This window comes from Pseudanabaena sp. lw0831 (assembly GCF_016584665.1).
Taxonomy (GTDB): domain Bacteria; phylum Cyanobacteriota; class Cyanobacteriia; order Pseudanabaenales; family Pseudanabaenaceae; genus Pseudanabaena.
In genome coordinates this window covers 23,103-39,710 of record NZ_BBJB01000024.1, presented here as the reverse complement: position 1 = coordinate 39,710, position 16,608 = coordinate 23,103, and the positions used below count along the sequence as shown (strand labels likewise).

Annotated in this window: 13 protein-coding genes; 4 read left to right on the top strand and 9 right to left on the bottom strand. The window is 43.7% G+C overall.

The features are described from left to right. From APA_RS05380 to APA_RS05350, 7 genes are all read right to left on the bottom strand, one after another. A partial coding sequence (locus APA_RS05380) for a glutamate synthase subunit beta (RefSeq protein WP_201321289.1) occupies positions 1-1,471 on the bottom strand: 1,471 nt, incomplete at its 3' end. 255 nt (positions 1,472-1,726) lie between these two features. Next, positions 1,727-3,067 (bottom strand): SLC13 family permease, encoded by a 1,341-nt coding sequence (locus tag APA_RS05375; RefSeq protein WP_201321288.1) that lies wholly within the window; start codon positions 3,065-3,067, stop codon positions 1,727-1,729. Positions 3,068-3,154: 87 nt separating this feature from the next. Then, entirely contained in the window at positions 3,155-4,351 is a 1,197-nt protein-coding gene (locus APA_RS05370) for a pentapeptide repeat-containing protein (RefSeq protein ID WP_201321287.1), read from the bottom strand. A gap of 49 nt (positions 4,352-4,400) precedes the next feature. Next, positions 4,401-5,105 carry a helix-hairpin-helix domain-containing protein gene (locus APA_RS05365; RefSeq protein ID WP_201321286.1) on the bottom strand — a complete coding sequence of 235 codons (705 nt, stop codon included), beginning with the start codon at positions 5,103-5,105 and terminating at the stop codon, positions 4,401-4,403. Positions 5,106-5,182: 77 nt separating this feature from the next. After that, positions 5,183-5,518 carry an NINE protein gene (locus tag APA_RS05360; RefSeq protein WP_201321285.1) on the bottom strand — a complete coding sequence of 112 codons (336 nt, stop codon included), beginning with the start codon at positions 5,516-5,518 and terminating at the stop codon, positions 5,183-5,185. Positions 5,519-5,564: 46 nt separating this feature from the next. Next, positions 5,565-5,777, bottom strand: a complete 213-nt coding sequence (locus tag APA_RS05355; RefSeq protein ID WP_201321284.1) for a hypothetical protein — start codon at positions 5,775-5,777, stop codon at positions 5,565-5,567. 49 nt (positions 5,778-5,826) lie between these two features. Further along, positions 5,827-6,393: a Uma2 family endonuclease gene (locus tag APA_RS05350; protein WP_201321283.1), complete on the bottom strand. Its 567-nt coding sequence runs from the start codon at positions 6,391-6,393 to the stop codon at positions 5,827-5,829. A gap of 164 nt (positions 6,394-6,557) precedes the next feature. Between APA_RS05350 and APA_RS05345 the strand changes: the two genes are divergently transcribed. The 3 genes from APA_RS05345 to APA_RS05335 are packed head-to-tail and all read left to right on the top strand — an operon-like array spanning position 6,558 to position 10,978. Further along, complete coding sequence (locus APA_RS05345; protein ID WP_201321282.1) at positions 6,558-7,832, top strand: aminotransferase class V-fold PLP-dependent enzyme; 1,275 nt, start codon at positions 6,558-6,560, stop codon at positions 7,830-7,832. A gap of 52 nt (positions 7,833-7,884) precedes the next feature. Next, the gene (locus tag APA_RS05340) at positions 7,885-8,487 is read left to right on the top strand and encodes a CPBP family intramembrane glutamic endopeptidase (protein ID WP_201321281.1); all 603 of its coding nucleotides are present in this window, start codon (positions 7,885-7,887) and stop codon (positions 8,485-8,487) included. Positions 8,488-8,539: 52 nt separating this feature from the next. After that, positions 8,540-10,978, top strand: a complete 2,439-nt coding sequence (locus APA_RS05335; protein WP_201321280.1) for a SpoIIE family protein phosphatase — start codon at positions 8,540-8,542, stop codon at positions 10,976-10,978. 113 nt (positions 10,979-11,091) lie between these two features. On the opposite strand, the gene APA_RS05330 is transcribed toward APA_RS05335, so the two are convergent. Both APA_RS05330 and APA_RS05325 read right to left on the bottom strand, forming a co-directional pair. Continuing rightward, positions 11,092-11,367 (bottom strand): HU family DNA-binding protein, encoded by a 276-nt coding sequence (locus tag APA_RS05330; protein WP_094531843.1) that lies wholly within the window; start codon positions 11,365-11,367, stop codon positions 11,092-11,094. A gap of 202 nt (positions 11,368-11,569) precedes the next feature. Then, positions 11,570-13,831, bottom strand: coding sequence for a transglycosylase domain-containing protein (locus tag APA_RS05325; protein WP_201321279.1), 2,262 nt, complete (start codon positions 13,829-13,831; stop codon positions 11,570-11,572). Between the two features lie 178 nt (positions 13,832-14,009). Here APA_RS05325 and APA_RS05320 point away from each other — a divergent pair, with 178 nt between their 5' ends. After that, a complete protein-coding gene (locus APA_RS05320; protein ID WP_201321278.1) occupies positions 14,010-16,601 on the top strand; it encodes a DNA polymerase III subunit alpha in 2,592 nt (863 codons plus the stop codon). Positions 16,602-16,608 lie beyond the last annotated feature (7 nt).

Genomic DNA, 16,608 nt, shown 5'->3' with positions numbered 1-16,608 from the left:
TGTCACCCATAAGATAGCGATCGCATTCACGCGCAGCGCCACGACCTTCATTAATCGCCCAGACGATTAGGCTTTGACCACGGCGACAGTCTCCCGCCGCAAAAACACTGGGAAGACTGGTGGTGAATTGACCATGATTAGCTTTGACATTACTACGAGGATCGCGCTCCACACCCAAAGAATCAAGCAGTGGTTGCTCTGGGCCAAGGAAACCCATCGCTAATAGGATGATCTGAGCAGGAATTACCTTTTCAGTACCAGCCACTTGCTTAGGAATGAACTGACCCTTGTCATTTCGTTCCCATTGCACTTGTACTGTATGGACAGCCTTAACCTGACCGTTTTCGTCTCCCTCGATCTTAGTTGCTGTGGTGATATAAGCTCTGGGATCGTCACCAAACTTTGCACTTGCCTCCTCTTGTCCATAGTCCATCTTGTAGACTTTGGGCCATTCTGGCCAAGGATTATCTTTTGCACGGGTTTCTGGTGGTTTGGGCATGATTTCTAGCTGGACGACACTATTACAGCCATGGCGGATCGATGTGCCTACGCAGTCGGTTCCCGTGTCACCACCGCCTATAATCACGACATCCTTACCCTGTGCAGAAATAAAGTCATCCCCTGACTTACCGTCAATAACTGCCTTAGTATTTGCTGTCAAAAATTCCATGGCAAAATGAAGCCCTTTAAGTTCCCGTCCTTCGATACTTAAATCACGGGGCTTCGTTGCACCAGTACAAATTACGACAGCATCAAATTCTTTCAGCAAATCTTCCGCAGGCATATCTTTGCCAATTTCGGTATTGCAAATGAATTTCACGCCTTCTTTCTCTAGGATATCCAATCGGCGCAATACCACTTTCTGCTTGTCCAACTTCATGTTGGGAATGCCATACATTAGCAATCCCCCTGGGCGATCGGCACGTTCATAGACTGTTACCCAATGCCCTGCTTTATTTAGCTGGGCGGCGGCACTCAATCCTGCGGGACCAGAACCAATTACTGCAACTTTCTTACCAGTACGTTTAGCTGGAGGTTCGGGGACGATCCAGCCTTCTTCCCAGCCCTTGTCAATGATCGAATATTCGATATTCTTAATCGTCACAGGCGGATTTGTAATCCCCAATACACATGAACCTTCGCAAGGTGCGGGACAAACTCGACCTGTAAATTCTGGGAAATTATTAGTTTTATGCAGACGATCAAGTGCTTCGCGCCAAAGTCCGCGATATACCAAATCGTTCCATTCGGGAATCAGGTTATTGACTGGACAGCCGCTTGCCATGCCACTGATTAGATTGCCTGTATGGCAAAAGGGCGTACCACAGTCCATGCATCTAGCGCCCTGTGTGCGAAGATTTTCATCGGGCATATGGACATGAAATTCATCCCAGTTTTTGATGCGATCGCTTGGTGGTATTTCCGTCGGTGCTTCGCGGAGGTACTCAATAAATCCTGTCGGTTTTCCCATTAGTTTACTTTTCTATGTTTTGCGAAATAGCCTATAAATCATTTTTAAACCGCTTAACTTGTTCTAAGCGAATTTTGCGGATTTCCTTAATATTAGTTAATATTACTGCCTTAGTAGCTTGTCAATCCAATCTAGTTTAACCATGTACGCAAAGCGCTGTAATTCTTTTGAGTAAGAAGTGGTGGGCATTGCCACCTTACTACTTGTTTAGCTATGTGCGAAAAGCGATGTAATTCTTTGGATGAGAAAAGATTATCAAAAAATTAAAAATCGCAAGGTGACATATATAGCAGCAACCACAAGCTGCAAGATCATTACAGGAATGCCATAACGCAAAAATGTCTTAAATGAAATTCTTCGCCCATGCTGTTCAGCGACACCTGCGGCGACAATATTTGCCGAAGCTCCTACTAAAGTTCCATTGCCGCCAAGGGTTGCTCCATACATCATTGCGTAAAACAGAGGTAATACGATCTCTGGGAACTGTCCTGAAAAGTCGGGTGAGAGAACCTCAGAGCCAGCTAAGCCGACATTAACCACATACTGCTTGAGTAAGGGAACCATCGCTACTACGAGGGGGATATTCGGTACAACACTGGAGATTAATCCTACAAAAAAGATCAGAACAATCGAACCAAGTGCAATATTTTTCCCTAAAACCACCGCAAGAACTCCTGACATACTACTGATGACCCCTGTTTTTTCGAGTCCGCCAATGAGGACAAAGATGCACATAAAGAAAATCAAAGTACTCCAATCGATATCTCGCAAAATATTTTGCACAGTGTCAATTTTGCTGTGGTGCGAGAGCATCAGCGCTAGCGCGGCTCCTAGTAAGGCGATGGTTGCTGGCGGTACAGGAATCGGCAGGGATTCACCAATCACAAAAAATAGCAGCACAAAGGCGGTGATGATTGCGCCAACGATCAAGGTGCGGGGATGATTGATCGTGGGACTAGGCAGGCGATCAAGGTTTTCTAGCTTTTTATTCCAGATTTTACGAAATAGAAATGGCAATATTGCCACAATCACACCAACAGCTAGCGCCCCGCCAAGACTTAGTTTGAGCAAATAATCGACAAAGCTCATATTGATCGCGTCACCGACAATATAAGTTGCAGGATCGCCAACAATAGTTAGCAAACCTGAGCTATTTGCCACAAACACCATCAAAATTAGCAATGGCACAAAATCTACGCCGATTTCCTCAGCCATAGGCGGAATGAGCGGTGCTAGTAACATCACGGTTGTCGCATTGGGTAACACTGCACAGATTGGCGTGGTAATAGCAACTATCCCTAATAGCAAGCGATCGCCTCTTCCTTTGGCGAGGATTACCATCTGGGTGGCAAGATATTCAAAGACTTTAGTTGGTTGAAAGGCGCGTACCATCACCATCACACCGAAGAAAAGTCCTAATGTGCCATGACTTTTGCCAATGTAGGCAAGGGCTTCGGGCATGGTCATTACATTAGCTACGATCAGAATGAGCGCACCCAGAAAAGCAGCGATCGTAAAATGCAGCCATTCAGTAATTAGTAGAACGATCACGCTGATAAAGGTAACCAGCGACAGTATTGCTTGCCAAGTTGCCATTCTAGTTAAGTCTTTATAAATATAGTTAGGATATCACCAACAAAAAGAAATGGCGGCGCAACGCGCCGCCATTTCTTTTTGTTGTTTCTACAAAAAATTTACTAGAGTTTCTGGAGATAAATTTACAAAAGAATTATTTTGTAATAGATCATTTAATAGTTGACTGGGCGAATTGATTGCTTCCAATAAACGCTCTCTAAATGCCAAATCTTCTTTAGCCTGATAGCGAATTTCTAATTTAAGAATTATTTGGCGATCGCTTTCCGATGCATCAGCGTATCGTTGTGAATATTGTTCAGACAACTGCTCAAAAATTTGATGTAGTTCCTCAAGAAGAATATGCTCTTGGAGGATCTCTGAGCCATACTTCTCCAATTCTGAACCTGTATTTCCCTTACTAAGCAATTTCGCAAAATCACCTTGATCAAATTTTGCCTTGGGATTAAACGGACGGCGATCGCTATATTTCCTGAGAATATAATCAGGCAAACTTCTAAGAAGATGCTTTAAATAGATGGAATCACAGATCACATCATCCAACTTAGTATCGCGATCGATCATCCATTCTTCAATACAAGCATCAGTGAGATTTGCAGAACTAAAGTCAGTTCCTAGAGCCTTTGCTCGAAATAGATCCGCGCCCTTAAGAATTGCATTAGAAAGATTAGCTCTACTGAGATTTACCTCAAATAGTTTTGCCTTTTGTAAATTCGCACCACTAAGATTTGCTTCAAAAAGATTTGCAAAATCAAGATTTGCTTCACTGAGATTAGCGCCACTCAGATTTGCCTCTTTTAGATTCGTTTGGTTGATATTTACAAAAGGAGTAGCACTTCCTGACAAGAGAGCTTGGATGTTTTTTGCTTTAACAAACTCTGGGATACCAAGGCTGAGATTGGCTTTGTGTAAGTTAGCATTGCTGAGATTCGCGTTACCTAGATTTGCTTCACAAAGAAGTACTTCCGTCAAATCTGCATTCTGGAGCGTTGCATTTTGAAGTTCAGCACCACTAAGCGATGCACCGCTGAGATTAGCAGCATTGAGATTTGCACCACTCAGTTTTACTCCAAATAAAGTTGCCTCACTGAGATTAGCATTGCTGAGATTAACTTCACTGAGATTAGTGCCACTGAGGTTAGCTTTACGCAGATTAGCGCCACTGAGATCGGCTTTCTCAAAGTTAGCTCCAGCCGCACTAAATCTTTGCCCCTGCTCGCCATGACTCTCTAGCCATAGTTGATGTTTGGCTAAATTGTCTTTTAGCGTTGCTCTAAAAATTAGCATATTAACCCTCTAACAATTGACGTGGTGCAAAGCGCCGTGCCTAACCTATTTAAGTGAGTTGTCGATACGCGCTAAAAGGGATTCCAGTACGTTTTTTGATATCCATAATTGACTTAAATTCGCCACGTTGTTTCCGCTCTTCAGCGATCGCGATCGCGACTTTAGGTTCCATTCCAATTGCGATCAATTCATCAGCAGTCATGGAGTTAATCCGCTTCCACGAATAGCCTGACTCTTGGCGATAGTCATAGCTAAAAGTGACCATTGGTTCAATTTTTTGGAGAGTAGCGTTAGGGATTTCGAGAATGTCGTGAAGTTCTTCAAGACTAGTGAAAATATGCCCTTCAGCACGCAAGGAGTCAATATCATTGGCATAAACGATCGGTAAGCCCAAAACGTTAACTAAGTCATTCTTGGAGCAGCTATTGATCTCAATCTTGGGGCGATTAGCTGCGATCGCCTGAAATAATTTATGATCTTCAGGCAATGGTAAATCTTTGGGATAAGTCTTCGTTAAGTATTCACGCTTCAGTGCAAAGGCTGTAGCAATTTGGGCGATCCAGATCGCAACTGTCGCAGTATCAGAAATAGGAGACAGAATAATTGCCGCAGCCACAAAGCCAGCGCCAACGCCGATCCAAATATTAGAGCCAGACTTTACACCAGCATAGGCGATCGCCCCACCACCCAATGCGGGGAAAAAAGACCACCAAACCCATATTGGCGTTTGATCAAACCATGAAGGTTGAGACATAGTGATTAAAGTGATACTGGTGTATTGGGGATTAGCTTTTAGCTATCAAGCTCATTTATTAACAGCTACACTAATCGCTAGATATTTTTAAGTAGCTTTTTTCGTTTCTCTTCGTACTCTTCAGCAGTGATGATGCCATCATCGTAAAGTCTTTTGAGATCGCCAAGTGCAGCAGTAGAGTCTCTGACCGAGGCACTAGCTTGATTTGTCATGCCATTAAACTTAAGATTAAATTCGGCATCAGCCATAACAAGGAGCATAATAAACTCAATAAAAGCGGCGAGAGATGGGATGCCTGTCCAACAAAATAATAGGTAAACTATTCCCCATCCAGATTGTCCTAGATAAAATTTGTGCGCTCCAAATGCCCCTAAGAAAAAGCACCAAAGAATCGCATTAGTTCTAGTCCTCATTACCATTTTCCTTTTTCTTTTTTCTGATACTAATGTAGATACAGGCTTATCTTACAGTCTTGGAAATCTTTTTAGATAGTAAATATACTACAAGGATTCCCAGTTTTGCTTCGAGTAAAGCTATGGAAATTTGCAGATAGGGATGCATGTCGGGATTAGAGTTGAAGGCAAATGCGGCAATCCCCACAAGAGCAAAAGGCAAAAATCTTAATTTTTTGGCTATGGGTTTCACACTCAAATGTTTAAAACTAGATATCATTGCTTTTTTCCCTGCAAGAGTGATCTCTAAGATAATGCCCTATGTACATTTAAAACTCAATGCCTCGATAGATTTCAGCGATCGCTAATTCAATATTCAGAGACTTCAATAAAATCGACTGATTTAAACCATCACAATCATTGTAAGTCCAGCCTTGTGCTTGCTTACTGTAATGTTCCACAAAAATTTTATTTTGGCGAATTAATAGGTATTCACTGAAACTCGGAATCGAACGATACATCCGAAACTTATCAGTGCGATCGTATTCCTCAGTTGATGGGGAAAGCACTTCGACAATTAAAAGCGGATTTAAAACTTCATCCTCACGCTCACCATTAAATTGTAATGCCCCATCAAAAACCATCACATCTGGGTATACGCCACGCCGATAATCAGGAATCCACAGCCGTAAATCATTGTTAATTGCTTCAAAGCTTGTGTTTTGTAGCTTATTGTCTAGAAGATTGAGAATATTCCGACTAATACGGCTATGTTTAACAGTTCCACCACTCATCGCAATAATTTCTCCATCGTGATATTCCCATTTTTCTTCAGAGGTATCGGCGATCGCACGATATTCATCGAGACTGTAACGGCGTTGAATGGTGGCAATCATGGAGTTGTAACTGAAAGACAACATTTATATTCTAGCGTCACGATCAATTTATGGTAAGGATAGTCGGCGCGAAGCGCCGACTATCCTTACCTGTTTAGCATTTTTACTTGGTTGCAAGTCGCGATAGAATAAAGAACAGCTGAATATTTGATTAGGAGTTGGTTTTGATTTCTTCAGCAGCACTTTCGGAGAGTATAAATTCTGATAACTTAGAGCGCGATCGCGAACTGGATTTATTCACGCATCGATCGCATTTTCCTGCTTTAGAAAATCGCACTTACTTTAATTACGGTGGACAGGGGGTGATGTGTGGGGCATCTCTAGATGCGATCGCCAAAAATTTTTGCCATATCGAGGCGCTAGGATGTTTCTCCAATGCCGCTGGGGATTGGATGATGTCCGAATATGACGCGACTAAAGTTGCGATCGCTCAAGAATTTCAAGTCAGTCCAACGACAATAACACTTACCGAAAATACAACCGTTGGCTGCAATATCGCCCTATGGGCCGTGGATTGGCAACATGGCGATCGCCTATTACTATCAGACTGTGAGCACCCTGGGATCATTGCGGGGGCAATCCAAATTCAAAAACGCTTCGGCATCGAAATTGACTATTTCCCCTTGACCAATACCCGCAATAGTAGCGCTGAAGGTAAAGATAGCGAGGCAGTTGTAGATCTGTTAGTACAGCATTTGCAGCCTAAAACTCGGATGGTGATGCTGAGCCATATTTGCTGGAATACGGGACAGGTGGTGCCACTGAAGGCGATCGCTAAGGCTTGCCACGATCAAAATGTATTAGTTGCCGTTGATGCCGCGCAGTCCGTGGGAGTGCTGCCGCTCAATCTCAGCGAGATTGAGGCGGATTTTTATGCATTTACTACCCATAAATGGTGGTGTGCACCCCTAGGATTGGGAGCTTTGTATATTCGTCCAGAAATTTTTGATGCGATCGAGCCAGTATTTGTCGGTTGGCGAGGACTCACAGGGAAATATCCAACTAGCCACAACCCAATTGTGCAATGGCGACAAGATGGGGCAAAGTTTGAGGTGGCTAGCTCCACCTATGCTCTTTATGAAGCAATGCGAATTGCGATCGCCCACGCAAATAGCTGGGGGACACAACTGCAACGATATCAACGTATTTGCCAATTAAGCAAAATTTTATGGGAAAGACTAGATGCTTTACTCCATATTGATTGCATCAGGCAATTACCACCAGAATCGGGGCTAATTTCTTTTAAAGTGAATCAAGAATTATCCAAAAGTGCGATCGCGAAAAAGCCTCATTCATTAATTGCTAAACAATTAGAATCTGAACATCAAATCTTAATCCGAGCGCTTCCCGATCCAGATTGCTTAAGAGCTTCAGTTCACTATCTCACTTCCACTGCTGATATTGATCGTCTTGTCTCAGTTTTTGAAGCGATGGGTTAAACTCGCTCTTCCAATTAATCAACTTCCAGTTAAATCCATACAAACCTCTGCCATGTCCATATTTTCACAAGCGCCTCAACCAACTCCTGACAAAAAAGAGCAAACCCTATCGCGATCGCAGGTACTAATTGCGATGGCAGTAACTGCAATTATCTTTTTGGGAATCTCCAAAGGTTGGGTGTACTTAACGGGTATACCTATGGTTCCGCTTCGTTGGCAACCAGAACATGCTGCGATCGGCGCAGGTATAGGAATTGGGGTCGCTTTACTGAGCAGCTTCATTTATGAAGTTTGGGAAAGCTATCGCATCGCCGCCCAAGAATATCTAGAAATGGTACTTAAACCCCTAGAACCAGTCGATCTAATTTGGTTAGGTTTGTTACCAGGACTGAGCGAAGAAATGCTATTTCGTGGTGTGGCTTTACCAGCACTTGGCATGAATGGGGTTGCTTTGATTGTTACCAGCGTTGTATTTGGGGCGTTACATATGGCAAGCGCCAAGCATTTGTCCTATACAGTTTGGGCGATCGCCGTCGGCATGATGCTTGGCGCTGTCACAATGTATACAGGTAATCTATTATCAGCAATCATTGCCCATATACTTACCAATTCACTTTCAGGGTTCATTTGGAAATACAAACAATCTAAAAACTAGAAGTTGCGCCAAGCACCACTTCTAGTTTTTGTTTTTATGTCAGTAATACGCTATGAAAAAATTAGCTATATTTCAGTTTAAAAGTATTACCCATCGCTTGATCTTTGGTTGTGTAGTGTCAGCGATCGGTATTTATGGGATTTCTTATTGGCATGCACGCCAACTAATGCAGAAAACGGCTGGCACTTGGATCGTTGATCTTACTCAGTCACGGATTGACAATGCCACCCATGATATGGAGTCGAAATTACTCGGTATAGAAAGGAATGTGTTGCTATTAATGCCAACCATTCTCCAAACTGAACAGAATTCTGATACTGTTCCTAACGATGAGCTTTTGCTAAGCCTCAAGTTTTTGGTAGAGCGACAACCCGAAGTGCAGACGGTGGCTCTAATCGAAATGCCAAATAGTCCAACAGAAACCTTTCCTACAGGTTGGAACTATGATCGACAAGGGAAATATAGTAATCTCAATGGCATTGAAGCTAGAGGCTGGTTAACTCGATGCGATCGCGCAATTTCGTCTAACCAACCTTCTAACCAAACTTCAAATCAAACGCTTAATCAATCCTTTTGGTCACAACCACATGCTTCAAATACATCCTTAAGCAATGGATTAGCTAAATCTAGCATCACTTATTGCATTCCTTTAGCTACGGATCTCAATATTGCCAACGCCTTATCTAGTAATCCAAGAATTCGCTATCTAGCTGTTGAACTTGATTTAGATTGGTTATCCACTTTAATAGCTAAGCAGTTTACTAATACCGATGAAATAAATTACCTTGAGCTAGTCGATCCATTTGTGGTTACTTCATCAGGTACACAATGGCTAGTCAAACCAAAGAATTCTCAGCAAGTTCAATCATGGCTATCTCAGCAAAATCTGCACGATATCTCATTGCATCAAGGTTTGATTTATACCAAAGTTAATCCTCAAGGCACTCTGATTACAAAAACCGCGCCTTCCTCAGATTGGATTGTCGGTATTATATTTCCATCTGACAAGTTAGAACAGTTCCAGCAGAAATACCTCTGGTCGATCATCTTCTCTATGTCAAAAGACATGGTGTTAATGTGTGTAGTGGTTGCCTTAATTTCGCAACTGACCACCAAACCGTTACGGGCTTTGAATGCGAGTACAGAGGAAATGGCGAAGGGAAATCTTGATACAACTTTGCCAGAAGTTACTTCTAATGATGAGGTGGGAAGACTAACCCATTCTTTTCGGCGAATGCGTGACTCTTTACAACTTCATATCCAAGACTTGCAAGAGACTACGGCCGCAAAACAGAAGTTGGAGAGCGAACTCTCGATCGCTGCTCAAATCCAGCGCACTATGCTACCGCGAACCAGTGTGCAGAGAAATCCCATCTCGCCCTATGATATCTCGGCAGTGTTAAGACCAGCGCGAATTGTGGGCGGCGATCTCTATGACTTTTTTTTATTGGGAAGCGATCGCCTATGCTTAATCATTGGTGATGTTGCTGATAAGGGATTCCCTTCGGCTTTACAAATGGCAAAAACCATCACATTGATTCGCACGCTCACTAAAGCTAGTAGTACGCCAAGCGAAATTTTGAGTACGGTCAATCAGGAGTTATGTGCAGAAAATGAAGATTGTCTGTTTGTGACGGTTTTTTGTGGTGCGTTGGAACTTAGTACTGGCAAGTTTACCTATTCAAGTGGGGGGCATGATGCGCCAATATTAGTGCGCGATCGCCATGTGCAATATCTGGATTTGGAGACGATGCCGCCATTGGGACTTTACGAAGATTCTGTTTTTGAACAGCAGGAATTTACTTTGCTTCCAAATGATTTGATCGTATTTTATACTGATGGCATTACTGAAGCGATGAATGCTAATGGGGAAATATTTTCGGAGTCTCGGTTAATTGAGATGATGACTTCCTATCCACCGACCAATACAACTAGAGCCGTTCGGACAATTCAGCACTTTTGTCAGCAGTTTGTTGCCGACGCTCCACAATCGGACGATATAACTCTACTAGCCGTTCAATACCTACCTTCAAATCCTTTTTCGCAAGTGGCAAATGTTATGGAATGGAAACTTACGCTCAATAGTGTCCTAACTGAATTGGAGCAGGTCAAGCAAACCTTGGGCAAGATTTTACGCGAAGCGGATTTGACTGTAGAAATTATCGAAGATGCGCAATTGATTGCCGAAGAGATCTTGGTCAATATTATTCAATATGGTTATGAAGGTCGGAGTGATGGTCATATTGACTTGCGAATTGAGATGAATGACCAGAATCTAAGCATGACCTTTGAAGATAGTGCGAAGCCTTTTAATCCTCTAACGGATATTACTACTCCCGATTTAGAGAAGAAGGATGATAACGCGCGATCTCGGGGCGGTTTTGGCTTTTTCTTGGTACAAGAACTAGCCGAGCAAGTGGATTATGTTTACCGTGATGGCAAAAATACTTTGACTGTTAGCCAAAGAATTGTCGCTGCGATCTCTATCTAGAAATCCCAAGATGAAACTCAGCGCTTTGCGCCGCATTTCATCTTGGGGGTGGGAACGAAAAGATAATTCAAAAAAAGGTTGCAAAACCTTTTTTTGAATTTCGTGAAAACGCATTACTCAACTACTTTTTCTTTGAATTGCTTCCCAGCCGAAAAAGCAGGAACGCGGGTGGCGGCGATCACCATTTTTTCGCCAGTGCGAGGGTTGCGACCTTCGCGCTCTTGGCGATCGCGTGGCTCGAACGATCCAAAGCCAACTAAAGTAACGCGATCGCCTTCAGCCACAGCATCAACAATTGATTCGAGGGCAGCAGTAACGATCACTTCGATATTTTTTTTGGATACGGATACCTTTTCGGCGATCGCATCTACTAGTTCACCTTTATTCACAGATGTAGCTCCTATGTCGCTTGAGATTAAGACGTAATTTTTCAGGCTTGCTCTCAGGATTGCATCGGCACTTTTCACCAAAGCAATCCATAAGACGGAATCAATACTACAGCACCTATGGCAGTCGTCAAGCGCTTTTGACAAAAGTTTCGCAAAAGTTTTTAAACTAGTAAAGAATATGCTTCGCATATTCTTTACTAGTTTAGCGAACAGCTTGACGCATATAATCGCCCCAAACCTGTGCAGCAACAGCACTTGAGCCATTTGTAACTCCTTCGTCATTGCCGAGCCAAACGGCTGTGACTAGGTTTCGTCTTGGCACAGCACCGATAAACCAAAGATCGCGACCTTCGTCGGTAGTTCCTGTTTTACCAACCACAGCACCTTGAGGAATTGCCGCCGATCTCCCCGTACCAAATTGGACAACTCCGCGCATCATATCCACCATCGTGCTGGCTACACCTGCATCAATTTTCTGCTGGGGCTTAAAGAAAGTACCTGCATCAAAAATGACGCGACAGGTCTGACGATCTTTAGGGTTTTGACAATCTGCGCTATCCAGAATGCGTTTGATGGCATGGGGCTTAATGTATTTGCCCTCATTAACAACTGTGGCATAGGCTCCCGCCATCTCTAAGATTTTGACTTCATTGCCACCTAAAACCATATTGCTAGATTCATCTAGTTTGGCGGTGATTCCAAGGTTCTTTGCCATTTTGACAACATTATCCAAACCTGCGCTATCGGCAACCCTTACCGCCACCACATTTTCCGATAGGGCAAAGCCTCGATACATATCGATCGCACCGCTACCGCCGTTGTGACAGCCAGAAATTCCAGATAGTCCACTACATGAAAAAGCCCTACTAGGCGAAATTCCGCGATCAACGGCGGCAGCGTAGCTGAATAATTTAAAAGTTGAACCTGGTTGGCGCAGGGCTTGGGAAGCGCGATTAAACTGGCTTGCCTTATAATCCACACCGCCTGTCATCGTCAATAGTGAGCCATCGCTACTATTCACCGTCACAATCGCCCCTTGACTAAATCCGTAGCTACCACCATCGCGAGCAACGGCATCACGTAATGCTTCATCCGAAGCTTTTTGCATGGCAAGATCGAGATTAGTCTCGACAATTAGATTTCCTTCTCTAGCAAAGTAGTCACCAAGAATATCCTGCAACTCCTCAAACACATAGCTGTAGTAATAGGGTGCAACTGATCCTTGCAATTTAGTTTTAGCAGCCTCATTCAGAATCAGTACCGATCGCCTTGCGCGTTCAGCATCTTTGTCGGTAATCATCCCCAATTCAGCCATGCGATTGAGAATGCGATCGCGATATTCGATCGCTAAGTTTTTGTTTTTGAATGGATTAATCGTTTCAGGTGAAGGCAATAGCCCGACTAGGGTTGCTGCTTCTGAGAGTGACAATTCTGAGGCTTCTTTACCAAAATAAAGCTTGGCGGCATCTTTAAATCCGTAAACTCCATAGCCCGTATAGGCGCGATTGAGATACAACCGCAGAATTTCTTCTTTGTTATAGGTAAATGTGAGTTTAATCGCCGCTGCTGCTTCGCGCCATTTACGACCTGCGGAGTCATCTGTGCCTACATAGGTTTTGCCTAGCAAATTTCTAGCTAACTGCTGCGTAATGGTACTAGCGCCTTCTAAGCGCTCGCCCCGACTGCGGACATTGGTGACGATCGCCCTTACAACTCCCACAGGATCAACGCCAATATTCCAATAGAAGGAAGTGTCTTCGGAGGCAATTACAGCTTTAGGAATAAATTGCCCAAACTCAGCGAAGCTAGCATATTCAGTATGGTTAGCGATATCAGTAGGATCGAGGCGCTTGATGTTATCACCAGCTAAAACTTCTACGGGACCCTGTTGAGTAACTGGCAAAGGCTTAAGATCGGGGACACGACCGAGTTCATAGCCAATCGCTAAAACCATCATCCCTGCGATCGCGCCAACACCCATGCCCGTATAGATCAGAGTGCGAATATACCAAGGCGGTGGATCGAGGTAGCGAATCGACGCGGCTTCAGCAAGTTCGGGGGGCCCAAGCGTAATCTTCATTTTGTGCTTTAACGGCACTGACTTGAGACGTTGCTTTTGCCGATAAATGCCATTAGTTGAGTCTTGATCTTGGAGAATAAATTGTGCTTTCTTTTTAGTACGATCGCGAACTAATTGGGCATGAACTTGGCTAACCAGTGGCGTTTGCACGACAATATCGCATTTGCCTGTACTGCGTCCGAGGATATAGCGATCGCCCACTAAGTCATAAATTTCAGGCTTATCTTTTTGCGATCGGCGCACTTCCAGCTTGGGGACGCGCTCTTTCGGATTAATTTTTAAGACCCCATTAACTACCTGTGTGAGTTGATGGATTTGGGTCATCAACTTGGATTTAGGTGGCTTGGGTTGCGATGGCGGTTGGGGAGGTTGAGGCGATTTCATAAAAAGCTAGGACGTAAAATTTGAAAGCACAGTTTCCGATTATGCCAGCAAATTTTATTATGCACTTACTGTGCATGGTAAATAAACCCAAAGTAGAGTGGCGGCGCGAAGCGCCGCCACTCTACTTTGGGTTTATCGTGTTAACCTAGCTATCTAGATTTGATTTTAGTAGATTGCTATGACTGGATTTGTTGGGCTGCACGTTCATACCGAATATAGTTTGCTCGATGGGGCAAGCCAAATCCCTGATATGGTCAATCGCGCTGTGGAGCTGGGGATGCCTGCGATCGCCTTGACCGATCATGGGGTCATGTATGGAGCGATCGAGCTAATCAAGATCTGTAAATCTAAGGGGATTAAGCCAATCATTGGCAATGAAATGTATGTCTTGAATGGCGACATTACGATCCAATACAAGAGAGAAGACAAGAAGAAAAAGTATCACCAATGTGTCCTCGCGAAGGATACGCAGGGCTATCGGAATTTGGTTAAACTCACCACAATTTCCCATTTACAGGGCTACCAAGGCAAAGGAATTTTTGCGCGTCCTTGTATTAACAAAGAGTATTTACTGCAATACAAAGAAGGCTTAATGCTCACCTCTGGTTGCTTAGCAGGGGAAGTTCCCCAAGCAATTATGAACGGCGATCCGAAACTAGCGCGGGAAGTAGCAGCTTGGTATAAAGAACATTTTGGCGATGATTATTATCTGGAAATTCAAGATCATGGATATCCTGAAGATCGAGTTGTGAACGTGGAAATTTGCAAGATTGCCAAAGAATTAGATATCAAGGTAATCGCCACAAATGACTCTCACTTTACTTCTTGCATGGATGTGGAAGCCCATGATGCGCTGCTCTGCATCCAAACTGGAAAATTAATTTCCGATGAAAAACGACTGCGTTATAGCGGCATGGAATATTTCAAATCCTATGACGAGATGAAGCAGTTATTTCGCGATCATTTGGAAGATGACGTGATCGAAGAATCTCTCGCTAATACGCTCAAAGCAGCCGCTAAAGTCAAGCCCTACGACTTGATGCGCGATCCCAGTGCTGCCGATTATCCCATCCCTGAAGGACATACTGCGGATACCTACTTTGAAGAAGTGACATGGCAAGGCTTATTACAAAGATTTAATGCCAAAACTCATGCTGAAATTTCGGCGGAATATCAAGAGCGTTTGCGTTTTGAGCTAGGCATCATCATGCAAATGGGGTTTGCGACTTATTTCCTAGTCGTGTGGGACTACATCAAATATGCCAGAGATAAAAAGATTCCTGTGGGGCCTGGGCGTGGGAGTGCGGCGGGTTCGCTAGTTGCCTATTCCCTCGGTATTACTAATATTGATCCGATCCATCATGGACTTCTATTTGAAAGATTCCTCAATCCCGAACGGAAGTCAATGCCTGATATTGATACTGACTTCTGTATCGATCACCGTAGTGAATTAATTGATTATGTGACTCAGCGCTATGGACAGGAGCGAGTCGCGCAGATTGTCACCTTTAACCGTTTGACCTCTAAGGCAGTCCTCAAAGATGTGGCACGAGTGCTGGATGTCTCCTACAGCGAATCCGATAAGATGGCGAAGATGATTCCTGTATCGCGTGGAAAACCAGCCAAGCTGAAGGTCATGATTTCCGAAGAATCACCAGCACCAGAATTTCGCGATCGCTACAAAAATGATGCCAAGGTATTTGAATGGCTAGATATGGCAATGCGGATCGAAGGCGTGAACAAAAGTTCAGGTGTTCATGCGGCTGGTGTAGTTATTTCGCCATTCCCCTTGGATGAGGTTGTGCCATTGCAGCGCAGCAATGAAGGTCAGGTGGTCACGCAATACACCATGGAAGATTTAGAGTCCCTTGGCTTGCTGAAGATGGACTTCTTGGGACTGCGAAATCTCACGACGATTGAGCATACCAGTAAGCTAATTCGCGACAACCAAGATCCGAATTTCCATATTGATGCGATCGCGCCTGATATGTCCACGGAGGCAAATCAAAAAACCTATAAGCTACTCGAAAAAGGCGATCTAGAAGGAGTCTTCCAATTAGAATCATCTGGCATGAAGCAGATTGTAAAAGATCTCAAACCTTCCAATATTGAAGATATTTCTTCTATTCTTGCCCTCTATCGTCCAGGTCCATTGGATGCAGGACTAATTCCTAAGTTTATTAATCGTAAGCATGGTCGAGAAGCGATCGAGTATCAGCACCATACTCTGGAACCCATACTGAATAACACTTATGGAGTCCTTTGCTATCAAGAGCAGATCATGAAGATGGCGCAGGAACTGGCGGGATATTCCCTCGGTGCTGCGGATATGTTGCGGCGGGCGATGGGTAAAAAGAAGCCCGAAGAGATGGAGAAACAGCGTTCTATTTTCCTTGATGGTTGTGCTAAGAATGGCATTAGATCAGAGATTTCCAATGATCTCTTCGATCAGATGGTGATTTTTGCGGAATATTGTCTCAGTTACGATACGCTGGTGCGAACTGTGGAATTTGGTCTGATGCCCATCGGTAAAATCGTAGAACATCAAATTGAATGCCAAGTTTATAGTGTGGATGAGAATGGATTTGTCTATACTCAACCGATCGCACAATGGCACAATCGCGGCAATCAAGAAGTCTTTGAATATGAGTTAGAAAATGGCGATCGCATTAGAGCTACCAAAGATCACAAGTTCATGACTACTGACGGCGAGATGCTTGCGATCGATGAGATTTTCGAGCGAGAGTTAGATATCACAAAGATCCTATAATAAGTAG